Raw genomic sequence first — 21,838 nt, forward strand, 5'->3', positions numbered from 1 at the left:
TTGCCCGAAAATCGGAGCTTCGGCTAGCGCCATCTTCGTAGGGTGGGCTTGCGCCCACGTTTGGCCTTTCTGCGGTGGGCTGAAGCCCACCCTACGTCTTGCCCGGCACGGGCAGGTGGGCATCGCTGTTCCACGCCTCGACCGGGCGGCCGAACAGGTTCTCGGTCTGGAAGTGCGCCATGCGCCAGGTGCCCTCCTCCTCACGAAAACGCACCGTCAGGCGCGCCGCGTTGAGGTGCGAGGCACCGCTGGCGAAGGTGGAGGTCTGCAGCATCACCCAGCTGCCATTGGCCTCGTCGCCCTCCACGCGGATCAGCTCCGAGCAGAGGAAGTGCACGTTGAGGGCGAAGTGCGCCGGCTCGGTCATGTAGCCGGCGAACATCGCGCGGATCGCCTCGCGCCCCCGGTAGCCGCCGAAGCTCTTGGCGTACTTGGCCCCCTTGCCTTCCCAGATGGCGTCGGCGGTGAACAGCCCGGCCAGCTCGTCCAGCGGGGTGCGTGCATCGAGTGCATCGCACAGCACCATGTAGCGATTCATGCAGGCACGCACGGCGTTCTCGCTTTCCAGCTGGTGCAGGCGGGCTTCGAGGGATCGGCTCATGGCTCAGGCACGCTGGATGATCAGTTCGCGGCCGGTACGCGCTTCCACCTTGCAGTAGCGCCACAGCTTGTACGGGCCGGTGCCCACGGCGGTGGTGCGGAACAGGTTGCAGGCGGCGTGCACCGTCTCGATGTCCGGCACGTCGGCCAGCAGGTAGGTGGTCCAGGGGTAGCCGGTACTGGGGCCGACCATGCTCTGGTCGTCGTCCATGTTGCCGAACACCGTCACGCCGGGCAGGTCATGGATACCGTTCCACATGGCGCTGAACGCCGCCCAGACTTCCAGTTGCTCTTCACGCGGGGCGTCGAAGAAGTTCTGGTTGATGCCCATGCAGAACAGCACGCGCAAGGCTTTTTTCTCAGTCATCACAGTCACCGCTATTCAAGTTGTCGATTACAGGTAGCCAGGCATCGGCTTGCCGCCAAAGAAGATCGCGCCGGCGTTCTGGTAGGTCATGTCACCCATGAAGGCGTGCTGGGTGACCACCTGGGCATCGTTGACGAAGCGCGCCAGCGGGCTGTGGCGGTAAACGCCGGTCATGCCCGAGAGCATCTGCGCGGTGCGCGCCACCTCGGCGGCTACACGGGTGGCATGGGTCGAGGACAGGCGCAGCAGGTTGGTCTGCTCGACGCTCACTGCATCGCCGGCCAGCACGCTGGCCCAGGCGTTTTCCATGGCTTCGTAGAACCAGGCGCGGGCAGCGCGCAGCTCGGCTTCGGCCTTGGCCATCTGCATCTGCGCCAGCGGGCGGTCGGCCAGGGCCGGCGCGCCGGTGACGGAGAAACGGCCGCTGGCCATGTCGGCCAGGTAGTCCAGCGCGGCGCGGGCGACACCCAGACCGACCACGGACAGCACCTGGGTGGCGAAGGACAGCGACGGATAGCGGAACAGCGGCTCATCGAGGTTGGCCGGGCCACCACGGACGAAGGTCCACTCCTCGGCCACTTCGACGCCATCGAGCACCAGGTCATGGCTGCCGGTGCCGACCAGGCCGACCACGTCCCAGGTGTCCTCGATGCCGACCTTCTCCCGCGGCATCACGGCCAGACGCGGCAGCGACAGGGTTTCACCGACCTTGGGGCTGATGCCCACGCCGATCAGGTCGGCGCCCATGCAGCCACTGGAGAACTTCCAGCGTCCGCGCACCTTGAAACCACCTTCGATGGTCTCCGCCGGCTGCGGCGGGAAGATGCCGGCGGCGAACACCACGTCCGGACCATTGGCGTACACCTTGTCCAGCGTCGCCAGCGGCAGCGCAGCCAGGTACACCGGGTTCATGCCGAAGCTGGCGACCCAGCCGGCGGAACCATCGGCTGCGGAGACATCCTCCACCATCTCGCAGAACTCCATGGGGCTGCGCTGCTCGCCGCCGAAGCGGGTCGGCACCAGGGCGCGGTAGACGCCGAGCTCCTTGAAACGCGCGATCACGTCATGGGAGATGTAACGCTGCTGATCGAACTCCTCACGGCGGGCGCGCTCGCGGATATCGGCCAGCAGCGTCTGAAAGGCTTCGTTCGCGGTGATCGGGGCAAGGCGCTGGTGTTCCAGCTGGCTTAGGGAAGACATGGGCTTCTCCAGGATGGGCACGGTTATTGTTCGAGGCGCTGCAACAGCTCGCGGGCGACTGCCAGGAGCAGTTCGTCCGCGCCTTTGGCGGCGACCAGTTGTAGTCCTACCGGCAATTTCGAAGCGCCCTCGAAAGGGATGCTCAATGCCGGGTGGCCAGTCAGGTTGAAAGGGCGTACGAAAGCGGTCATGCCAATGGCCGCACGGGTATCGGCGGCGTCTGCGACGAGCGCCGGGTAATCCGGCATGGTCGGCAGGGCGAGAATCGGGCACTGCGCCAGGGCGGCATCCACCTCGGCGGTGAAGGCGGCGCGGCAGCGTTCGGCGTCAGCCAGAGCGTCGTCGCGGGTGTCGCGTGCAGCCAGCAGCCGGCCAGCAACATCGGCGCCGACCAGGCCGGTTTCCACCAAGTGCCCGCAGGCATTCCAGGTCTCGCGGTTGATCACCGCCAGGCCAGCGTCGTAGGCCGCCTGCATGCCGGACAGCGGCATCTCACACAATTCGAAATCCGCCGCTTCGAGCACGGCATCCAGAGCGGCCTGCACCTCGGGCTGAGCCTGCACAGGCACCACGCCGATGCGCACACCGTCGACATCCGGCAGCGCCTTGAAGGAAGGATCGATGGCCTTCATCGCCGCGATCAGCATCTCGATATTGGCAGCGAAGGGGCCGACGCAATCCAGTGAAGTCTGCTCCGGCATCACCCCGGCGCGACTGACGCGGCCGAAGGTGGGCTTGAGGCCGAACACACCGCAACAAGCGGCGGGAATGCGCACCGAACCACCGGTGTCGGTGCCCAGGGAGAAATCACACAGGCCGGCAGCCACCGCAGCGGCCGAGCCACTGGAAGAGCCACCTGGGATACGACCGGGATAGCGCGGATTCTCAGCCGTACCCGTCCAGGCATTGAGGCCGGTGGTGCCGAAGGCCAGCTCGTGCAGGCTGGTTTTGCCGATTAGCTGGCAACCGGCGTCGAGCAATGCCTGAACCACATCGGCATGCCGCTCGGCATCCGGCGCATGTTCGAGCGCACGGCTGGAGGCTCGGGTGGGATGACCGGCCACATCGATGGTGTCCTTCACCATCACGCGGGGGCCTTGCCCGCCGAGACTCAGCTTCTCGACCACTATCGCCATCTGCTTCACCCATCACCGTTCTTGTTGGAAGCGCGAGCCGCCTCAGAGGAGCGAATCGCGTAAATCCAGAATCGGAAGAATTACGTGAATTGTCAATTGAATTATCAACCAGAAAACAGTGGGTAGATTCGGTGCATTTTTGACACGCACGACACCTTTATCGTGCAGTTTGGTAACAAACAAAACCGGTAATATTCACGCTTATTTTTTATTAAATTATTTAAAATCAACAATTTAATTACGATATAAGAATAAATATCACTTACCAGCGTCGCTCTCTGCGCTTCTCCTCACACTGCTTCACTGGCCGATAACCGCACAGAAATTGCAGATTCAAGCAGCCAAATAAATCCAATAAATAGACCCATTTTTAATCATGAAAACATGAAAAAACTGCCTGAAATTCCCCATTTAAAAGCTTCTCCAGCCCTTGCTGAATCAGCCATTAGCCGCTGAGCGACACACCTTCCATCCCGTTGTTATCAGGCCGTTCCCGGCGCGCCAGGCCTCGTGCCCAATCGCCCCAGGAATAGGCGTGCCTCACCTGGGTGCACACCTTTCTGGCATGGGAGGTGCAAAACCGGTTGTGTCTGAGGGGTGCCACAGGCAGTCCCTCAAGGCGCCAGAACGACAAGACGACGACCTGATCGCCACCTGAAGCTCCAGGTCATCCCACGGCCCGCCTGGCCACAGTCAAGGAGTCGTGCCATGCACACTGCCAGCAACACCCCAACCGGCTTCGATGAGCCGCCCATTTCGCGGCTTGATCCGCAGGGCACCCTGCTCACGTGCAATGCCGCCTACCAGCACATGTGTGGCTATGCCGAACATGAGCTGATCGGCAAACCCCACGAACTGATCAACGATCCGCACATGCCGGCGCTCTTGCTCGACAGCATGTGGCGCGCACTGCGCGCCGGTGTGCCGTGGACAGCACCGGTGATGATCCGCCACAAGCAGGGCAATCTGGCCTGGCGCACGCTCTATGTGGTGCCGCTACTCGACGACGGCAAACTGTCAGCGCTGGGTACCGTCTACCAGCCCCTCGAGCCCGCGCAGGCGCGCCAGGCAGAACGCCTGTATGCACGCCTGGCGCGTGGTATGGCGCCATGGAGCCCGCTACAACGCCTTGGCGAACTGCTGCTCGGCCACGGCCTGCAACTGGCCCTCGGCCTGGGCCTGGCACTGGTCATCCTGCTGACGTACCTGCCAGCCACTCTGGGCCTGCCACTGCTGCTGATGCTGGGCCTTGCCGGGCTGCAACCGGCACTGCGCCAACGCCAACTGACTCGTGCCCTGCTCGCCCAGCATGCGCAGGCCTACAGCGACCCGTTGCTGACGCCGCTGCACGCTGACCAGCCCGGGCCGACCAGCCTGCTGGCCATGGCTCTGAACAGCCAACGCGCGCGGATGAGTACGGTGATGTCACGCATCTGCATCAATAGCGTGGTGCTGCGCCAGCAGGCGCAGACCTCGGCCGACGTGGTGGAGCGCTCGGTCGAGCAACTGGATCGTCAGGTGCTCGAAACCGAGCAGACCGCTGCCGCGATCAACCAGATGAGCGCCACCATCCAGGAGCTCTCGCGCAACCTGCAGTACACGGCGCAAGCGGCGCAGAATGCTGACCAGCTAGCCCGCGACGGCGAGCATCAGGCGGTCGACAGCCAGCGCTCGGCCCAGGACATGCACACGGCCGTCAGCGAGATCGGCCGGGCGGTCGGCAACCTGGCTGCGGCCATCGAGTCCATCGGCGGCGTCGCCCAGGTGATCCAGAGCATTGCCGAACAAACCAACCTGCTGGCCCTCAACGCCGCCATCGAGGCCGCCCGCGCTGGCGAGTCCGGGCGTGGCTTCGCGGTGGTGGCCGACGAAGTGCGCAGCCTCGCCTCGCGTACCCGTGACTCGACCGAGGACATCCAGCGCTCCATCGCCAGCCTGCGCCACGACAGTAGTACGGCCCTGAGCACCGCCCAGCGTGGCGAACAGGCCGCACAACGCGCCAGCCAGGATGTGGAACAGTCGCGCCAGGCCCTGACGCGCATCTGCAACGAAGTCGCACAGATCAGCGGCATGAGCCTGCAGATGGCCGCCGCCATCGAGCAGCAAGGCCAGGTGGCAGAGCAGATTAACCAGCAGATCACGGCGATTGCCGACCTGACCGAACGCACCAGCCAGGAAGCCAGCCGCAGCAACGCGATCAGCCAGGCGCTGCATCAACTGGCCGAATCGCAATTGGGTCTGGCCCGGCGCTTCATCCAGGGCTGAGGTCAGGATGGCAGCCACGGACAAGAACTTGACCGGCAGGATCAAGCGACGCTGGGCGCAGGCGGGTTGAATAGGGCTCGGAGCACTGGCCAGCACCAGCCTCCGTCATCCAGCCCAGGAGGTTCTCGATGAAGTGCCTGCTCGCCCTGCTGTTCCTGCTCGCCAGCGCTGCCCAGGCTGGCGAGGTGCTGCGCATCTATGGCTGGAAGGACTACATCGATCCGCAAGTGCTCGGCGATTTCCAGGCACAGACGGGCGTCACGGTCGATTACCAGGCGTTCACCACCTCGGACGAACTGATCGCGGCACTGGCCGCCGACACCGACTATGACCTGGTGATGCCCAGCCATTTCATGCTCGAACGCCTGATCGCCGAAGGCCGGCTGGCACCACTGGATACCGCTCGCCTGCAACATTACGCCAGCCTCGATCCCTGGCTGCTGTCGACCCTGGCGGGCATTCCCGCCGCCAACCGGCACACCGCCCCCTACCTGTGGGGCTCCATCGGTCTGGTACTCGATCCGCAGCAGGCTCAGGCGCATTACACCGGCGCACTGCCCAACAGCTGGCGCCTGCTGTTCGAACCGGATCAGACAGCGCAACTGAGCCGCTGTGGCCTGGGCATGCTGGACGCAGCCGAGGAAACCAGTTCGCTACTGCTCAACTACCGGGGGCGTCGCCTGTCTGCCAGCAGCGACAGGCAAATCCTCCGCCAGATGCAGAAACTGGAACCTATCGCACCGATGCTGCGCACACTGGACAACTGGGCCTTCGTCGACGAATTGATCGCCGGCCGCCTATGCCTGGCCATGGCCTGGAGCGGCCACGCGGTGCGCGCCATGGAAGGTAATCCAAGGCTGCGCTATCAGATTCCAGACGAGGGCGCAGCGATCACCATCGACACCCTGGCGATCCCCACTCACGCGGCTCATCCGGAACTGGCCTACCGCCTGATCGACTTTCTCATCGACCCGCCGGTGGCCGTCCGCAATGCCCGCGCCACCCGCTTCTATGCGCCGCTGCCCAGTGCTTCGCCAATCATGCAGGCCTTCGCCGCCGAGCATCCGGCACAGGTGCTGACAGCCGAGCAACGGCGCCGCAGTTACTTGCTGGAAAGCCTGGCGCCCAGCCAGAAGCAACTGCTCGATCAGGCCTGGGCGCGGATCCGGGCGGGGCATCACTGAACGAGGCGCAGCCTGGCAGGCATCTACAAGAAGCTGTCCGCCATGATCAATTCTTTCTGCCGCGCCGCTGCTATGAATAGCGCCCAGATATCCCCGGGGCCGGATGTTTCCGCCCCGTATGCCCCCCGTTGGCCGTAGAGGCACAGAACCTCTGGGCCCCACACTCCGGAGCCTTCCATGAGCGAAATCCAGTTACTGCCTCAGGTGCGCGAATTTCTCCAGCGCCAGCATGCCCATTTCATCGACGGCCAATACCGTGCCAGCACCTCGGGCAAGCACGTCGTGATCGTCAACCCGGCCACCAGCGAAGCCATCGCCCAGATCACCTGCGCCACGGCTGATGAAGTCGATGTGGCCGTCGCCGCGGCCCGCCGCGCCTTCAAGGGCGAGTGGGCGCAGACCTCGCCTTATCAGCGAGGTGTGATTCTCAACCGCCTGGCTGATCTGATGGAAGCCAACGGCGAGGAACTGGCGCAGCTGGAAACCCTTTGCTCGGGCAAATCCATCCACCTGTCGCGCATGTTCGAAGTCGGCCAGAGCGCCATCTTCCTGCGCTACTACGCCGGCTGGACGACCAAGATCAACGGCGAGACCATGAGCCCGTCGTTCCCGTCCATGGCGGGCGAGCAGTACACCGCCTTCACCCGCCGCGAGCCGGTGGGCGTAGTGGCCGGCATCGTGCCGTGGAATTTCTCGGTGATGATCGGCGTGTGGAAAATCGCCGCCGCCCTGGCGACCGGCTGCACCCTGGTGCTCAAACCCAGCGAGTTCACCCCGCTGACTCTGCTGCGCCTGGCCGAATTGGCGATCGAGGCCGGTGTGCCGGCCGGTGTGTTCAACGTGATCAATGGCACCGGCGAGGTGGGCGCCAGCCTGATCGAACACCCGCAGGTGGCCAAGGTGTCGTTCACCGGCTCGGTACCCACCGGGCTCAAGGTCGGTCAGAGCGCCATGGCCGCCAACCTCACCCGCGTGACCCTGGAGCTGGGTGGCAAGAACGCTGCCGCGCTGCTGCCCGACGCCGATATCGACGGCGCGGTGGCTGGCCTGATCCAGACCGGCTACGTCCATCAGGGCCAGGTTTGCGCCGCGCCGGAGCGCATCTACGTACACCGTTCGCGTCTTGACGAAACCCTGGCCAAGTTCAGCGCGGCTCTGCAGGGCATGAACATCGGCTCGCCGCTGGATGAGAGCGTCAACTTCGGCCCGCTGGCCAACAAGCCGCAATTCGACAAGGTTTCACAGTTCCTGCAACTGGCTCGCGAAGAGAGCAAGGTAGTCTGCGGCGGCAAGCCGCTGGCCCGCGCCGGCTACTTCGTCGAGCCAACCGTGGTGCTGGCCAATGGGCCACAGGATCGCCTGCTGCACGAGGAAACCTTCGGCCCGATTCTCTGCGTACTGCCTTACGACGAAGTTGAGGAGTTGCCAGGGCTGATCAACGACTCGCCGTTCGGCCTCACCGCCAGCATCTGGACCAACGACCTGTCCCGCGCGTTGCGCCTGATCCCGCAGATCGAAGCGGGCACGGTGTACGTCAACATGCACACCTTCCTCGACCCTTCGGTGCCCTTCGGTGGCATCAAGGCCTCGGGCACTGGCCGTGAATTCGGCAGCGCCTTCATCGACGACTACACCGAGCTGAAGTCGGTGATGATCCGCTACTGACTGCCTGCAAGCGGGCCGCCTTCCTCGGCGGCCCCTCTCTCCCCGCGCCACCCACCTCTCCAAACGGCTCTCCGGCCTGCACCGGAATCGGCATTCGGCCGTCTGCGGAAAACCGACCGCTGATCTCACAGCGACATCAGCAGGCGTTTTCTGGCTCAAAAAATGCTTGAACATTCACGTTATTTGCCAAGTGTGCAGAAACAACACACACCGCGCACCAAAACATAAAAAATAAAGTGAGGCTGCCTCATGAGCGTGCATACATCCCGTGATTTCGAACGCTGGAACCACAGCGTTCACAGTGTTTGCGGGCGCTTCGAAACCCGACCGGCCTGGCATGACTCAGCCTTCATCGGCGAGATAGAGCGCATCGACCTGGGCGGCCTGGAAATCGCCGACATCAGCACCAACGCCCTGGCCATCCATCGCCAGCGCGGTAACAATGCCCGCGCGGATGATCGCTACTACTTCCTGGTGATGCAGCGCGAGGGGGTGATGGCCATCGACCAGGGCGATCAGGAGTTCGTGCTCTACCCCGGCGATATGGCCCTGCTGGATTCGGCACAGGCGTTCGAGATGAAGCCGCAGGGGCTGATTCGCCAGCTTTCGGTGCACCTGTGCCGGGATCTGGTCGACCCGCTGCTACCGGTGGCCGCACGCCGTTTCGGCAAGTTGGAGCAGGAGAGCCCGACCGGCCACCTGCTGCAGGGCATCCTGCAGCAGATCGCCAATGGTGAGCTGAACTCGGCCACCCAGCAGCACTACGGCTCGGCCTTGCAGAACGCCCTGATCGCCCTGCTGCCGCCAGCCTTTCACAACGAGCAACTGCTCGAGCCGGGTCGGCCTTTACGCCGCCTGGCGGAGAAGATCATCAGTGACTCGCTGCCAAACGCCCCGACGCCCGCCGAGCTGGCGGCGAAACTGAACGTGTCGGTACGCAAGCTGTACAGGCAGTTCGAGATCGATGGCGACAGCATCTGCCGCTACATCCAGCGCCAGCGCCTGGAACGCAGCGCGCGGGAACTGGCCGACACCGGCAGCCAGGCTCTGCCGATCACCACTATCGCCTACAAATGGGGCTTCACCGACTCGGCGCATTTCTCCCGCGTGTTCAAGCACTGCTACGGTGTGTCGCCCCGCGCCTACCGCGCTGATGCACTGGAACGCCAACAGAGCCATGCCCGCCTGAATGAATGAGCGGATGCCGCTCAGCTTTCCGAGAGGTTATCGAACATGGTCGCCAGGGTCTGGTTGAGCTTGCGAATCTGCGCCTCGGTCATGCCCTTGAAGCCGTCATGGAACACCTGCGCAGTGGCCTCGTGCATGGCGAAGTAGGCCTCACGCCCCTTGTCCGTGATGGAAACCTGGGTCACGCGGCCATCCTGCTCGCTCTGCCGAGTGTCGACCAGGCCGTCATCCTTCATGCGATAGACGATCTTGGTGATGGTCGACAGCTTGGCCACGGCGAACTCGGAAATTTCCGAGATGCTCGCTTGCTGAGCCTCATAAAGGATGTTGAGCACACGCCAGCGCGGAATGTCGAGATCGATCTTCTTCAGCAGCTTTTCCATGCTCAGCGTGTAACGGGCATGCACGCGCACCAGCCAATAAAACGGGAACTCTTCCTTGTGGAACTCTTCGCTGATCGGGTTATAGCGATTGCGACGTTTCTTCGGCACCTTCATGGACTGACCGCTGCGAGGGAACAAGCCGAGATAATAGATAATTCCCGTATTTGTTGCACCGTGACAGAGCGCCTCACAACTCCACAGGCCTTGCCGACAATGATCGGCAAGGCCTGCGTTCACGAGGCAGCGGGCGGTGCTGTCACGCCTCAGAAGTGGAAGGCGAAGACCAGTTGGCTGTACAGATTGCGGTCGTCGTTACCCAGCTGGGCACCACCTTCCTCGGCGCTTTTGCTGGGCTGGTAAAGGCCCACCACCGGCATCACCACCAGATTCTCGGTCAGCCCCAACTCGGCGTAGAAATCCAGCTCGCGCCCGGAGAAGTCGCCACGCGTCTGATCGATCGTGTCGAAGTCGAACCACAACGCACCGATGCTGAGATTCTCCAGCGGCGTGGCACGCAACCCGACATGGTGCACACGACTATTGGTGTTGAATGGGCCGGCGTAGTTACCCGCGACCTCGCCCTGGAACCAGGTACCGAAGCCACGACTGAAGCCGTAGAACAGCGGATCGAAACCTTCCGAGAAGCGGCTGTAGCGATAGGTCAGCGTCGGCGACCAGGCCACGTCGGCGAAGGTCCAGCCGGCCTCCAGGTACCAGGCCTTCTCGTCAGCACCCTGGTCGCGATCCTGCCAGGCGTACTCACCGGACAGCGACAGGTTTTCCACACCCGCATTGCCCGCTGCGCGCAGGCTGTAGGTCTCCATGCCCTTGCGCTGGAGCTGCGAGGGCGAAGCGTAGCGCTCGTCGACATCGCGAGTACGGATGTAGGTCAGCCCGACGGTACCGGCATCGGCCACGTGCTCCAGGGTGCCTACATACAGCTCGGTCTTGGCCTGCGCGCGGTTATCGGACTTCAGCCACATCAGGTCGCCACGCCAGCCCTGCTTGCCACCCAGGCGCAGCACAGCGGTCTGGTCGAAGGCCTTGCGCGGCGCCAGGTAGTAGCCTCCCCCGCGGTTGAATTCACCATCGTTCAGGCCCTTACCGATGTTCAGTGCATCACCGTTGATCAGGAAGCCATCGCCGACCATAACGTTCTGTCGGCCGAAGGAAACATCCACGCCGTCCTCTCCGAGCACCTCGAAGAGATTGCCCGAACGCCAGCCGAGATAGGCATCCTCGATCTTCGTGGTGCGCTCGGAGCCATCGGAGAAGCCCGCCGCGTCACCGTCGCCCCAACTCGCCGAGCTGAGCAGGGAGAAGGCGCCATAACTACTGCCCATGTTGCCCAGCCCCTGATCGAGACTCAGACCATACTTGACGTAGCCTTCGCGCCAGGACGAGCTGCCTTCCTGCAGGCGACCACTCGGCGCGTAGTTCTCACGGCTATGAAAAATGCCGAATGCGCCTTCGAGGCTGCCTTGCAGGTGCGTGTCGTCATCGGCATAGAGTTCGGCTGCAGCGGCCGGTAATGCGGTACCGATCAGCAAGGCAAGGGTGGACAGATGAAAGGATGGCAATTTGCGCATAACGGTCCCCAGTGTCATGAGTGGAGTTGGCGAAACTCGACGCTATGTCCTCTCCCCCTCGCGAACTTTCATCTGCCTGCCATTCATTTGCCGATGCCTGCCAGATCGTGCTGGGCAGTCGCCAGATGACTGGAGACTGGCAGGCAAATACAAGTTTCGTGCAGGCGCTTACAAGTCACGAGGCAGCGTTTTTAGGATCGTTGTGATGCCCATTCCCCAACATTCGCCTTCGGAGAAAGCCCGTATGTTCAGCATCCGCCCGGCCCGACCTTTGCAGCCTCCGAGGGCAACGCCTTGCATGCCCAAGAACAAGGAGAACTCCATGCGAACCCCCTGGATCATCCGGCAGACTGCCCTTGCCCTGGGTCTGTCCCTGGCAGGGCTCAGCGCCCATGCCGATCTGCCCAATGACACCATCGGCCAGGAAACTCTGCCTTTCCCCCCGTCACCTCATCGCGCCTATATCGTCGATGCCGAGTTCGAGAACCTGGTGACGGGCCGCATCACCGTGGTCGACCCCGAGAGCAAGCGCATGCTCGGCATGATCAGCACCGGTTTCGCAGCGCCCTCGACCCTGGGCCGTGACGGCAAGTACCTGTATACCGCCGACCTCTACTACTCGCGCGGCGTACGCGGCACCCGAACCGACGTACTCACTGCCTGGAACACCAGCACCCTGTCACCCGACTGGGAAGTGGTGATCCCCAGCAAGCGCGGCGTCATGCTGCCGGAGCCGCACGCACTGGGCACCAGCGCGGACGACCGCTTCGTCTACATCTACAACTTCACTCCATCCACCTCGGTCACGGTGGTCGACACCCAGGCCAGAAAAGTGGTCAGCGAGATCTCGATCCCGGGCTGCGTACTCAACTACCCGGTGGGCAAGCGTCGCTTCGCCTCGCTGTGCGGTGACGGCAACCTGCAGGTGGTGACGCTGAACGACGAAGGCCAGGAAACGGCCCGCAGCCACACCGCGTTCTTCGACCCCAACGCCGAGAAGCTGGTGGAACGCGCCTACGCCGTGGGCGACACCTACTACTTCGTCAGCACCACCGGCACCGTGCGCGCCGTGGACTTCTCCGGTGAACAACCGAAGATCATCCCGGCCTGGGAGCTGGTGACCGACGCTGCCGACAAAAAAGCCGGCTGGGCGCCCGGTGGCTGGCAGTTCGTCGCCGTGTCGCCGAAGCTCAACCGCCTCTACGCGCTGATGCACGACACCCATGAGTCGATGAAGTGGGAAGACCCGAGCCCGGTCATCTGGGTCTTCGACCTCAAGACGCACAAGCGCATCGGCACCCTGGAAGCCCCTGCCCCGGTCTGGAGCCTGCGCGCCACCACTGACGACAAGCCGCTGCTGCTCGGCGCCAACGTCACAGGTGGCCTGGAAGTCTTCGACCTGACCAGCGGCAAGCACAGTGGCACCGTGGAAAAGATCGCCAAGACCTCGATTTACGTCCTCAGCCACTGACGAGGTGCCGTCATGCAACCTGATCCGATCTTCGTCATTGCCGCCGCGCTTGCGGTAGCGGTGATCCTGGCCAGCGCCGCGACCCACAAGTTGCGTGCGCCGGCCCGCTTCGCCGGTCAGTTGGAGAACTACCAGCTACTGCCACAAGCCCTGGTGCGCCCGGTGGCACGGACGCTGCCCTGGCTCGAAGCGTTGCTGGCCTTCACCCTGCTGGTACCGGCAGGCCGCCACCTGGCGGCACTCGGCGCCGCAGCACTGCTCGCCGGTTACGCGCTGGCCATCGCCATCAACCTGTGGCGCGGCCGGCGTGACATCGACTGCGGTTGCGCCGGGCCGCAGCAGGATCAGCCGATCCGTCCGCTGCTGCTGGCACGCAATGCCGTTCTGGTGAGCCTGGCCCTGGTCGCCAGTCTTGCCCCACTGAGCCGCGACCAGGGCCTGTTCGACGGATTCGTCGTCATCGCCGCCAGCGCCGTGGCCCTGCTCATCTATGCCGCCGCTGATGGCCTGCTGGCCAACAGCCCCCGTCTGCTCAAACTCATCGGAAGGTGAATCATGGAAGCTCTGATCGTTTCTAACATCCTGTTGTGGTGCCTGCTGATCGCCCTGGCCTTCGCCGTCATGGGTCTGGTTCGTCAGATCGGCGTTCTGCACGGCCGCCTGGCGCCTGCCGGCGCGCTGATGGTCGACAAGGGCGTGGCCGTCAACGAGCCAGCCCCACAAGTGACCGCCGCCGACCGTAGCGGTCGCCCGGTCAACTTCGGCTATGCCGGCGAGAAGGCGCAACTGCTGTTCTTCCTCTCGCCGACCTGCCCGATCTGCAAATCGCTGCTGCCAGCGATCAAGTCCATCGCCAAGGAGCAGGCGCATCGCCTCGACGTGGTCTATGTCAGCGATGGCGACATGGACGCGCAGAAGGCGCTGATCGCCGAACACAAGCTGGAAGACGCGACTTACGTGGTCGGCCCGGAAGTGGGCATGACCTACCAGATCGGCAAGCTGCCCTACGCCGCCCTCATCGACAACGCCGGCGTGCTGCGCGCCAAGGGCCTGGTGAACTCCCGCGAGCACCTCGACAGCCTGTTCGAGACCGAGCACCTGGGCAGCGCCACCCTGCAGCAATACCTGCACAACAGCCAGCACGCCCACGGCGCGCACAACCACTGAGCCAGGGAGCCCTGACATGAAATTGCTAGACCGCCTGTTCGAACGCTCCACGCGCCATGTGGCCGACACCACCTCGCGGCGTAACTTCCTCGGTCGCCTCGGCTCGCTGATGGTGGCCGGTGCCGCCCTGCCCGTACTGCTGCCAATCGACCGTACCAGCAAGGCGCTGGCCGCCGAGGCCCCAAAAGCCGGTGATCCAGGGGATCCCAACAGCTGTGACTACTGGCGCTACTGCTCCATCGATGGCTTCCTCTGCAGTTGCTGCGGCGGCTCCGTCACTTCCTGCCCGCCGGGCACCGAGGTGTCACAGGTCAGCTGGATCGGCACCTGCCGCAACCCGGCTGACGGTAAGGACTACGTCATTTCCTACAACGATTGCTGCGGCAAGCACAGCTGCACCCAGTGCGCCTGCACCCGCAACGACAGCGAGGAGCCGCTGTACCGCCCCTTCAACAACAACGACATCAACTGGTGCCTGGCTGCCAAGTCGAACATCTACAACTGCACCATCGCCGTCATTCGCGGCGTCGCGATCTGAGTGGAGACGCCCCGCATGCGCGCGCTCATCATCGGACTGGCCTGCGCCATGGTCGCCCCCCTGGCCATGGCGCGGGCCATCCCAGATCCTAACCAGAAACACGCTCCGGGCAACGAGGCGCCACAAATGCCTATTGCCCAGGCCGGCTACAGCACACCAATCAACTACCAGTTGCAGTGTGCCGGTTGTCACCTCGGTGACGGTACGGGCTCGAAGGCCAATGACACGCCGAAGATGAAGGACTTCGTCGGAAACTTCCTCAAGGTCGAGGGGGGGCGTGAATTCCTGGTGCGCGTGCCGGGCATGTCGCAATCGGCGCTCAACGACGCGCAACTGGCCGATCTGCTCAACTGGCTGCTGCGCGAGGACGGCATGGCCGGCAAGAGCATGCCGGCTCATTACCAGCCCTACAGTGCCGAGGAAGTCGCCCGCCTGCGCAAGGTGAGCATGCTCAACCTGCCGGATACGCGCGCCCACCTGATCGAGCAGATGCGCGAACAGGGCATCGCGATCGATGACGGTATGAGCGACAAAGCACCCTGAGCCAATGGTCGGGCTGGCTGCATGAGAGACCAACTCTTATGCTGCACTCTTTTTGTGCGAGCCTGCCCGATGACTCTGTTCGATCTGCTGCTGTTGGCCCTCGCCGGTTTCGCCGCTGGGGGCATGAATGCCCTGGCCGGCGGCGGCACCTTCTTTTCCTTCCCTGCCCTGCTCGCCGCCGGCCTGCCGCCGGTGACGGCCAACGCCACCAACGCCGTGGCGCTGTGGCCGGCTAGCCTGGCCGGTGCCTGGGCCGCGCGCGCCTCGCTGCGGCCGTTGGGGCGTTATCTGATTCCACTGCTGTTGGCCGGGTTGGCCGGTGGCCTGCTCGGCGGTCTGTTACTGCTGGCCGGTGGCGACGATGTGTTCCGTGTGCTGATCCCCTGGTTATTGCTGGCAGCCACCGCCCTGTTCGCCGCCAGCCCCTGGCTGGGTCGCTGGCTGGCCGCACGGCGCAAGGAGTCAGAGCACCCGCCGCATACGCCTCTGTCGCTGGGCGCGCACATCAGCGTGTCGATCTATGGCGGCTACTTCGGCGCTGGCATGGGCATTCTGCAACTCGCCGCGTTCTCCATCGAAGGTCACCCGCTGGCCCGCGCCAATGCCCTGAAGAACCTGATCTCGGCCGTGATCTACAGCATCGCCACGCTGACCTTCATCATCGCCGGTCGGGTCAGCTGGTACGAGCTGGCCATTCTGCTGACCGGTGCCACACTCGGCGGCTATGCCGGCGGCGCGCTGGGCGAGAGACTGCCGCCGGCACTGCTGCGCAGCTTCGTCATCCTGGTGGGGAGCACGATGACCCTGTACTACTTCTGGAGCACTTACTTCTCTGCGTAATAAAGCGACTCCTTTGTAGGAGCGGCTGAAGCGGCATGCCGCCCAGCCGCTCCTACAAGCGCCTATCGATCAGCCCGCTGATTTGCCCGAGTGGCGCGCCTCTGCTAGTGTCGCGCGGTTTCCAAGCTGCCCGAGACCTGCCGCCATGGCCCGCAAGAAAGCCGCCCCCGACTTCGAACACTCCCTCGCCGAGCTGCAGGCTCTGGTCGAGCGCCTGGAGAGCGGCGAGCTGTCGCTGGAAGACTCGCTGACCGCCTTCGAACAGGGCATCGGCCTGACCCGCGAGTGCCAGGCCGCCCTGGCCCAGGCCGAGCAGAAGGTGCAGATCCTCCTCGAACGCGATGGAGAACTGCAGCCTGCTCCCTTCGAGGCAGGCGAGCCGACATGATCAAGGCGTACCAGACACGCTGCCAGGCGCGTGTCGACTCGGTGCTCGACCACCTCTTCCAACCGCCACGCGCCGAACTCGAACGCCTCTATCAGGCCATGCGCTACAGCGTGATGAACGGCGGCAAACGCGTACGCCCGCTGCTGGTCTATGCAGCCTGCGAAGCGCTGCAAGGCGATATCGAGCGCGCCGATGGCGCCGCCTGCGCCGTGGAGCTGATCCATGCCTACTCGCTGGTGCACGACGACCTGCCAGCCATGGACGACGATGACCTGCGCCGCGGCCAACCGACCACGCACAAGGCCTTCGACGAAGCCAGCGCCATCCTCGCCGGCGACGGCCTGCAGAGTCTGGCCTTCGAGGTGCTTGCCGACCGCCGCCGCAACCCGCACGACGCCGAGACGCGCCTGCAGATGATCAGCGCGCTTGGCGCCGCCGCCGGCCCCGCCGGCATGGTCGGCGGCCAGGCCATCGACCTCGGCTCGGTCGGCCTGCAGCTCGATCAGCAGGCGCTGGAAGTCATGCACCGGCACAAGACCGGCGCACTGATTGAGGCCAGCGTGCTGCTCGGCGCCCTGGCCAGCGGCAAGTCCGACGATCTCAGCCTCAAGGCCCTGCTGCAGTATGCCCGCGCTATCGGCCTGGCCTTCCAGGTGCAGGACGATATCCTCGACGTGGAAAGCGACACCGCCACGCTCGGCAAGACCCAGGGCAAGGACGAAGCCCACGACAAGCCCACCTATCCTGCCCTGCTCGGTCTCGACGCAGCCAAGCAGTACGCCATCGAGTTACGTGATCTGGCCCTGCATGCCTTGCGCCTGTTCGGCGACAGCGCCGAACCGCTGCGCGAGCTGGCGCGCTATATCGTCGAACGACGCAGCTAGGCCGTTCTTGTGGGAGCGGCTTCAGCCACGATGGCCGCCCCGCTCCATCATCATTTGCATCTATGTCGGCATGATCGCCGCATAAGGCTTGCTTTACCCCTGAGACCAGCCTCCTAAGATGGCTCCATAACGACAAGACGTCCGGAGCCGCCATGCCCTTTCCCGCCCTGCTGATCGCCAACCGTGGCGAGATCGCCATTCGCATCGCCCAGGCCTGTGCCGACCTAGGCATCCGCAGCGTTGCGGTGTACGCCGAAGACGACAGCACCTGCCTGCACACACGCAAGGCCGACCTGGCCGTGGCGCTGGTCGGTCGCGGTGTCGCGGCCTATCTGGACATGGATCAGCTCATCGCCATCGCCCGCGAACAGGGCTGCACGGCCATCCACCCCGGCTACGGTTTTCTCGCCGAGAACGCAGAATTCGCCCACCGTTGCCACAATGCCGGATTGACCTTCGTTGGGCCGACGCCAGAGACACTACAGCTGTTCGGCGACAAAGCCGCCGCCCGCGATCTCGCCGAGCGCTGCGACGTACCACTGGTGCCCGGTATCAACCAGGCGGTGACGCTGGAGCAGGCCGCCGCCTTCCTCGCCGAACACGGCAGCGTGATGATCAAGGCCCTGGCTGGTGGCGGCGGGCGCGGCATGCGTGCGGTGGACGAGCCAGCGCAACTGGCCGAGGCCTTCGCCCGCTGCGCCTCCGAGGCTCAGGGTGCCTTCGGCAGTGGCGCGCTGTACGTGGAAAAGCGCGTGCGCCGCGCCCGGCATATCGAAGTGCAGGTACTCGGTGACGGCAGCGGCGCGGTCAGCCACCTGTGGGAGCGCGACTGCAGCCTGCAGCGCCGCCACCAGAAGCTGGTAGAGATCGCGCCCAGCCCCGATCTGGATGCCGCCACCCGTGACGCCATCATCGCCAGCGCCCTGCGCCTGGCGGCCGAGGTGCAGTATCGCGGCATCGGCACCTTCGAATTCCTCCTCGACCTCGACCAGCCGGGGCGCTTCTATTTCATGGAGGCCAACCCGCGCGTGCAGGTGGAGCACACCGTTACCGAGCAGGTCACCGGCGTCGATCTGCTGCACACGCAACTGCACCTGGCCGCCGGCAGCAGCCTGGCCGAGCTGAACCTGCTCACGCCACCCACGCCGAACGGCTATGCCGTGCAGGTGCGTCTGAATCTGGAAACCCTGCTCGCCGATGGCAGCGCGCGCCCGGCCAGCGGCGTGCTCGGCGCTTACCAGCCGCCCTCCGGCCCGGGCCTGCGTGTGGATGGCTGCGGCTATGCCGGTTATGCCGTCAGCCCGGCCTACGACTCGCTGATCGCCAAGCTGATCGCCAGCGCCAGCGACTACCCCGGCGCCCTGCGCCGTGCCTACCGGGGGCTGTGCGAGTTCCGCCTCGACGGCGTGGCGAGCAACCTGCACCTGCTGCAGAACCTGCTGCAATGCGAGGCGGTGATCGCCAACCAGGTCGACACCACCTATGTCGAGCGGCATCTGAGCGAGCTGCTGGCTGCCCGCGAGCAGGCCCATCCACATCGCTACTTCGCCACTGACGCCTCGCTGCAAGGCGCCAGGGCCGCTGTCGACGCGCCGCCCGGCACCCTGGCGCTGAATGCGCCCAGCGCCGGCGTGCTGGTCAGCCTGGAGGTGGCCGAGGGCGATGCCGTGGCCGCTGGCCAGCGCATCGCCGTGCTGGAAGCGATGAAGATGGAATTCGAGGTCAAGGCCGAGCACAGCGGCATCGTCCGTGCGCTGGCCGTGGCCCCCGGTGACGCCATCGGTGAGGGCCAGCCGCTGGCGTTCCTGCAGCCTGCCGAGGTGGATGGCCTAGACACCCATGGCGAGCAGGCAGTCGACCTGGCGCATATCCGCGCCGACCTGGCCGAGGTGCTCGAGCGCCACGCACGCCTGACCGATGCACGTCGCCCCGAAGCTGTGGCGAAAAGGCGCAAGACCGGCCAGCGCACCGTAAGGGAAAATCTCGCGGACTTGCTCGATACCGACAGCTTCATCGAATACGGTGCCATGGCCCTGGCCGCCCAACGCCGGCGCCGTTCGCCCGAGGAACTGCTGGAGCTGAGCCCGGCCGATGGCCTGGTCGCCGGTATCGGCACGGTCAACGCCGCGAGCTTCGGTGCCGAGGCCGCGCGCTGCATGGCCATCGCCTACGACTACACGGTGTTCGCCGGCACCCAGGGAGTGATGAACCACAAGAAGACCGACCGCATGCTGGCCCTGGCCGAGCAGTGGCGCCTGCCCGTGGTGCTGTTCGCCGAAGGCGGCGGCGGGCGGCCGGGGGATACCGATTTCGTCGGCGTAGCCGGGCTGGACTGCCACACCTTCGTCGCCATGGCCAAACTCTCCGGCCTGGTGCCGACGGTGGGCGTCGCCTCCGGCCGCTGCTTCGCCGGCAACGCCGCGCTGCTCGGCTGCTGCGACGTGATCATCGCCACCCGCAATGCGAGCATCGGTATGGCTGGCCCGGCGATGATCGAAGGTGGCGGTCTCGGCAGTTTCACCCCCGAGCAGGTCGGCCCGACCAGCGTGCAAGGCCCCAACGGGGTGATCGATGTGCTGGTGGAAGACGAAGCCGCAGCAGTCGCCGTGGCCAAGCAATACCTGGGCTATTTCCAGGGCCCGGTGGCCGACTGGCAGTGCAGCGATCCCCGCGAGCTGCGCCATGTGATCCCGGAAAACCGCCTGCGCGTGTACGACATCCGCCAGGTGATCGAGCTGCTGGCCGACGACGGCAGCGTGCTGGAACTGCGCCGCCAGTTCGCCCCCGGCCTGGTCACCGCGCTGATTCGCATCGAAGGCAAGCCCTTCGGCCTGATCGCCAACAACCCCGCGCACCTGGGTGGCGCCATCGATGCCGTGGCCGGCGACAAGGCCGCGCGCTTCCTGCAACTGTGCGAGGCGCATGACCTGCCCATCGTCTCGCTGTGCGACACCCCCGGTTTCATGGTCGGCCCGGAGGCGGAGAAGCAGGCCACGGTGCGCCACGTCTCGCGCCTGTTCGTCACCGCCGCCAGCCTCACGGTGCCCTTCTTCACCCTGGTGCTGCGCAAGGGCTACGGCCTCGGCGCCCAGGCCATGGCGGCCGGCAGCTTCCATTCGCCGCTGTTCACCGCCGCCTGGCCCAGTGGCGAATTTGGCGCCATGGGCCTCGAAGGCGCGGTGCGTCTGGGTTTCGCCAAGGAGCTGGCGGCCCAGCCGGACGAGGCCGCGCGCCAGGCGCTGTTCGACAAGCTGGTGGCCAAGGCCTACGACAACGGCAAGGCGCTGAACATGGCCAGCTATCTTGAGATCGACGCAGTGATCGACCCGGCCGACAGCCGTGCCTGGCTGCTGCGCGGGCTCAATGCGGCGCCACGCCCGCCGCGACGCGACGGCAAGAAACGTCCCTTCATCGACACCTGGTAAACACCCATGCATATCGATCACCGCCTGCTCGCCGTCAACGGCATCGAACTCAGCCTGTACAGCGCCGGCCCCGAGCACGGCAAGCCGGTGTGGCTGCTGCATGGCTTTCCCGAATGCTGGTACGCCTGGCATCCGCAGATCGAGGCGCTGGCCGCCGCCGGCTATCGGGTGTTCGCCCCGGAAATGCGTGGCTATGGCGCCAGCAGCGCGCCAGCCGATCCGGCAGCCTATGACCTGCTCACCCTGTGCGGCGATATCCAGGCGGCGATGGACATGCTCGGCCAACGCGAAGTGGCGGTGGTCGGCCATGATTGGGGCGCGCCGGTGGCCTGGCACCTGGCGCTGCTGGAGCCCGAGCGGGTCAAGGCGCTCGGCGCGCTGTCGGTGCCCTTCGGTGGCCGCCCCAAACGCCCGGCCATCGAGATGATGCGCGAGGCCTACGCCGGGCGCTTCCACTATATCCTCTACTTCCAGCAACCGGGGCTGGCCGAGGCCGAGCTGGACGACGACATCGCCCGCAGCCTGCGCCTGCTGCTTGGTGGCCTCGGCGATGCCCTGCTGGCAGCGGACAAACCGGCCGATGCGCGGCTGTTCGATGGCATGCCGGACGACCTGCCGCTGCCGCCCTGGTGCAGCGAGGCGATGTTCGCCCACTACCTGCGCACCTTCGAGCGCCACGGCTTTCGCGGCGCACTGAACTGGTACCGCAACTTCGAGCGCAACTGGCAGCGCAGCGAGCCCCTGGCGGGTCTGCAAATCACGCAGCCAACACTGTTCCTGCTCGGGGAAAACGACCCGGTCGGCCGCTTCGAGGCACCGACGCTGAAACGCATGGGCGACAAGGTGCCGCACCTGGAACGCCACGACCTGCCCGGCGCCGGCCACTGGCTGCAGGCCGAATGCGGCGAGCGGGTCAGCGCCCTGCTGCTGGATTTCCTCGCACGCAACTACCGGTAACGCCGATGTGGTCAGCAGATTGGGCTGTTTTCCTGGCATCAGGTAAAC

20 protein-coding genes are annotated in these 21,838 nt (G+C 65.0%); 14 read left to right on the forward strand and 6 right to left on the reverse strand.

The window, feature by feature from the left end; all coding sequences use genetic code 11:
• Positions 1-91: 91 nt before the first annotated feature.
• Genes ACODS1_RS06280 through ACODS1_RS06295 form a run of 4 tightly spaced genes read right to left on the reverse strand, consistent with a single transcriptional unit; the run spans position 92 to position 3,303 of the window.
• On the reverse strand, positions 92-601 hold the full coding sequence (locus tag ACODS1_RS06280) for a nuclear transport factor 2 family protein (RefSeq protein ID WP_489084978.1): 510 nt from the start codon (positions 599-601) through the stop codon (positions 92-94).
• A gap of 3 nt (positions 602-604) precedes the next feature.
• Positions 605-967, reverse strand: a complete 363-nt coding sequence (locus ACODS1_RS06285) for an IacB protein (protein ID WP_106738706.1) — start codon at positions 965-967, stop codon at positions 605-607.
• Between the two features lie 27 nt (positions 968-994).
• Positions 995-2,167, reverse strand: coding sequence for an acyl-CoA dehydrogenase family protein (locus tag ACODS1_RS06290; RefSeq protein WP_489084979.1), 1,173 nt, complete (start codon positions 2,165-2,167; stop codon positions 995-997).
• Between the two features lie 23 nt (positions 2,168-2,190).
• Positions 2,191-3,303 carry an amidase gene (locus tag ACODS1_RS06295; protein WP_489084980.1) on the reverse strand — a complete coding sequence of 371 codons (1,113 nt, stop codon included), beginning with the start codon at positions 3,301-3,303 and terminating at the stop codon, positions 2,191-2,193.
• A gap of 708 nt (positions 3,304-4,011) precedes the next feature.
• On the opposite strand from ACODS1_RS06295, the gene ACODS1_RS06300 reads away from it, so the two are divergent.
• The 4 genes from ACODS1_RS06300 (at position 4,012) to feaR (ending at position 9,614) form a co-directional block, all read left to right on the forward strand.
• Complete coding sequence (locus tag ACODS1_RS06300; protein ID WP_489084981.1) at positions 4,012-5,568, forward strand: methyl-accepting chemotaxis protein; 1,557 nt, start codon at positions 4,012-4,014, stop codon at positions 5,566-5,568.
• 128 nt (positions 5,569-5,696) lie between these two features.
• Positions 5,697-6,752 carry an extracellular solute-binding protein gene (locus ACODS1_RS06305; protein ID WP_489084982.1) on the forward strand — a complete coding sequence of 352 codons (1,056 nt, stop codon included), beginning with the start codon at positions 5,697-5,699 and terminating at the stop codon, positions 6,750-6,752.
• Between the two features lie 177 nt (positions 6,753-6,929).
• A complete protein-coding gene (locus ACODS1_RS06310) occupies positions 6,930-8,417 on the forward strand; it encodes an aldehyde dehydrogenase family protein (protein WP_489084983.1) in 1,488 nt (495 codons plus the stop codon).
• A gap of 249 nt (positions 8,418-8,666) precedes the next feature.
• Positions 8,667-9,614 (forward strand): transcriptional regulator FeaR, encoded by a 948-nt coding sequence (feaR, locus tag ACODS1_RS06315; RefSeq protein WP_489084984.1) that lies wholly within the window; start codon positions 8,667-8,669, stop codon positions 9,612-9,614.
• 11 nt (positions 9,615-9,625) lie between these two features.
• On the opposite strand, the gene ACODS1_RS06320 is transcribed toward feaR, so the two are convergent.
• Positions 9,626-10,102: a MarR family winged helix-turn-helix transcriptional regulator gene (locus ACODS1_RS06320; RefSeq protein WP_489084985.1), complete on the reverse strand. Its 477-nt coding sequence runs from the start codon at positions 10,100-10,102 to the stop codon at positions 9,626-9,628.
• A gap of 149 nt (positions 10,103-10,251) precedes the next feature.
• Positions 10,252-11,577 carry an alginate export family protein gene (locus ACODS1_RS06325; protein ID WP_489084986.1) on the reverse strand — a complete coding sequence of 442 codons (1,326 nt, stop codon included), beginning with the start codon at positions 11,575-11,577 and terminating at the stop codon, positions 10,252-10,254.
• Between the two features lie 322 nt (positions 11,578-11,899).
• On the opposite strand from ACODS1_RS06325, the gene ACODS1_RS06330 reads away from it, so the two are divergent.
• From ACODS1_RS06330 to ACODS1_RS06375, 10 genes are all read left to right on the forward strand, one after another.
• Positions 11,900-13,048 (forward strand): amine dehydrogenase large subunit, encoded by a 1,149-nt coding sequence (locus tag ACODS1_RS06330; protein WP_489084987.1) that lies wholly within the window; start codon positions 11,900-11,902, stop codon positions 13,046-13,048.
• Positions 13,049-13,060: 12 nt separating this feature from the next.
• The gene (locus tag ACODS1_RS06335) at positions 13,061-13,600 is read left to right on the forward strand and encodes a MauE/DoxX family redox-associated membrane protein (RefSeq protein WP_489084988.1); all 540 of its coding nucleotides are present in this window, start codon (positions 13,061-13,063) and stop codon (positions 13,598-13,600) included.
• Positions 13,601-13,603: 3 nt separating this feature from the next.
• On the forward strand, positions 13,604-14,215 hold the full coding sequence (gene mauD, locus ACODS1_RS06340; protein ID WP_489084989.1) for a methylamine dehydrogenase accessory protein MauD: 612 nt from the start codon (positions 13,604-13,606) through the stop codon (positions 14,213-14,215).
• Between the two features lie 16 nt (positions 14,216-14,231).
• Positions 14,232-14,753 (forward strand): methylamine dehydrogenase light chain, encoded by a 522-nt coding sequence (locus ACODS1_RS06345; protein WP_489084990.1) that lies wholly within the window; start codon positions 14,232-14,234, stop codon positions 14,751-14,753.
• A 15-nt stretch (positions 14,754-14,768) separates the two neighbouring features.
• A complete protein-coding gene (locus ACODS1_RS06350; protein WP_489084991.1) occupies positions 14,769-15,296 on the forward strand; it encodes a cytochrome C in 528 nt (175 codons plus the stop codon).
• A gap of 69 nt (positions 15,297-15,365) precedes the next feature.
• On the forward strand, positions 15,366-16,136 hold the full coding sequence (locus ACODS1_RS06355) for a sulfite exporter TauE/SafE family protein (RefSeq protein WP_489084992.1): 771 nt from the start codon (positions 15,366-15,368) through the stop codon (positions 16,134-16,136).
• Between the two features lie 145 nt (positions 16,137-16,281).
• The gene (locus tag ACODS1_RS06360) at positions 16,282-16,524 is read left to right on the forward strand and encodes an exodeoxyribonuclease VII small subunit (RefSeq protein ID WP_322980313.1); all 243 of its coding nucleotides are present in this window, start codon (positions 16,282-16,284) and stop codon (positions 16,522-16,524) included.
• Positions 16,521-17,408: a polyprenyl synthetase family protein gene (locus tag ACODS1_RS06365; RefSeq protein WP_322980314.1), complete on the forward strand. Its 888-nt coding sequence runs from the start codon at positions 16,521-16,523 to the stop codon at positions 17,406-17,408. The genes ACODS1_RS06360 and ACODS1_RS06365 overlap by 4 nt, the downstream gene beginning before the upstream one ends.
• A gap of 152 nt (positions 17,409-17,560) precedes the next feature.
• On the forward strand, positions 17,561-20,833 hold the full coding sequence (locus ACODS1_RS06370) for a carboxyl transferase domain-containing protein (RefSeq protein ID WP_489084993.1): 3,273 nt from the start codon (positions 17,561-17,563) through the stop codon (positions 20,831-20,833).
• A gap of 6 nt (positions 20,834-20,839) precedes the next feature.
• Positions 20,840-21,790 (forward strand): alpha/beta fold hydrolase, encoded by a 951-nt coding sequence (locus ACODS1_RS06375; RefSeq protein WP_489084994.1) that lies wholly within the window; start codon positions 20,840-20,842, stop codon positions 21,788-21,790.
• The last annotated feature ends 48 nt before the right edge of the window (positions 21,791-21,838 follow it).

The sequence above is a fragment of the Pseudomonas sp. FG29 genome, assembly GCF_057809355.1.

What these genes read in the sequence shown, in the direction of transcription:
- ACODS1_RS06365 (WP_322980314.1), top strand. Translation starts at nt 16,521, where the DNA reads ATGATCAAGGCGTACCAGACACGCTGCCAGGCGCGTGTCGACTCGGTG.
- ACODS1_RS06360 (WP_322980313.1), top strand. Translation starts at nt 16,282, where the DNA reads ATGGCCCGCAAGAAAGCCGCCCCCGACTTCGAACACTCCCTCGCCGAG.
- ACODS1_RS06295 (WP_489084980.1), bottom strand. Translation starts at nt 3,303, where the DNA reads ATGGCGATAGTGGTCGAGAAGCTGAGTCTCGGCGGGCAAGGCCCCCGC.
- ACODS1_RS06375 (WP_489084994.1), top strand. Translation starts at nt 20,840, where the DNA reads ATGCATATCGATCACCGCCTGCTCGCCGTCAACGGCATCGAACTCAGC.
- ACODS1_RS06325 (WP_489084986.1), bottom strand. Translation starts at nt 11,577, where the DNA reads ATGCGCAAATTGCCATCCTTTCATCTGTCCACCCTTGCCTTGCTGATC.
- ACODS1_RS06370 (WP_489084993.1), top strand. Translation starts at nt 17,561, where the DNA reads ATGCCCTTTCCCGCCCTGCTGATCGCCAACCGTGGCGAGATCGCCATT.
- ACODS1_RS06285 (WP_106738706.1), bottom strand. Translation starts at nt 967, where the DNA reads ATGACTGAGAAAAAAGCCTTGCGCGTGCTGTTCTGCATGGGCATCAAC.
- ACODS1_RS06345 (WP_489084990.1), top strand. Translation starts at nt 14,232, where the DNA reads ATGAAATTGCTAGACCGCCTGTTCGAACGCTCCACGCGCCATGTGGCC.
- ACODS1_RS06320 (WP_489084985.1), bottom strand. Translation starts at nt 10,102, where the DNA reads ATGAAGGTGCCGAAGAAACGTCGCAATCGCTATAACCCGATCAGCGAA.
- ACODS1_RS06305 (WP_489084982.1), top strand. Translation starts at nt 5,697, where the DNA reads ATGAAGTGCCTGCTCGCCCTGCTGTTCCTGCTCGCCAGCGCTGCCCAG.
- ACODS1_RS06350 (WP_489084991.1), top strand. Translation starts at nt 14,769, where the DNA reads ATGCGCGCGCTCATCATCGGACTGGCCTGCGCCATGGTCGCCCCCCTG.
- ACODS1_RS06355 (WP_489084992.1), top strand. Translation starts at nt 15,366, where the DNA reads ATGACTCTGTTCGATCTGCTGCTGTTGGCCCTCGCCGGTTTCGCCGCT.
- mauD (WP_489084989.1), top strand. Translation starts at nt 13,604, where the DNA reads ATGGAAGCTCTGATCGTTTCTAACATCCTGTTGTGGTGCCTGCTGATC.
- ACODS1_RS06335 (WP_489084988.1), top strand. Translation starts at nt 13,061, where the DNA reads ATGCAACCTGATCCGATCTTCGTCATTGCCGCCGCGCTTGCGGTAGCG.
- ACODS1_RS06310 (WP_489084983.1), top strand. Translation starts at nt 6,930, where the DNA reads ATGAGCGAAATCCAGTTACTGCCTCAGGTGCGCGAATTTCTCCAGCGC.
- ACODS1_RS06330 (WP_489084987.1), top strand. Translation starts at nt 11,900, where the DNA reads ATGCGAACCCCCTGGATCATCCGGCAGACTGCCCTTGCCCTGGGTCTG.
- ACODS1_RS06300 (WP_489084981.1), top strand. Translation starts at nt 4,012, where the DNA reads ATGCACACTGCCAGCAACACCCCAACCGGCTTCGATGAGCCGCCCATT.
- feaR (WP_489084984.1), top strand. Translation starts at nt 8,667, where the DNA reads ATGAGCGTGCATACATCCCGTGATTTCGAACGCTGGAACCACAGCGTT.
- ACODS1_RS06290 (WP_489084979.1), bottom strand. Translation starts at nt 2,167, where the DNA reads ATGTCTTCCCTAAGCCAGCTGGAACACCAGCGCCTTGCCCCGATCACC.
- ACODS1_RS06280 (WP_489084978.1), bottom strand. Translation starts at nt 601, where the DNA reads ATGAGCCGATCCCTCGAAGCCCGCCTGCACCAGCTGGAAAGCGAGAAC.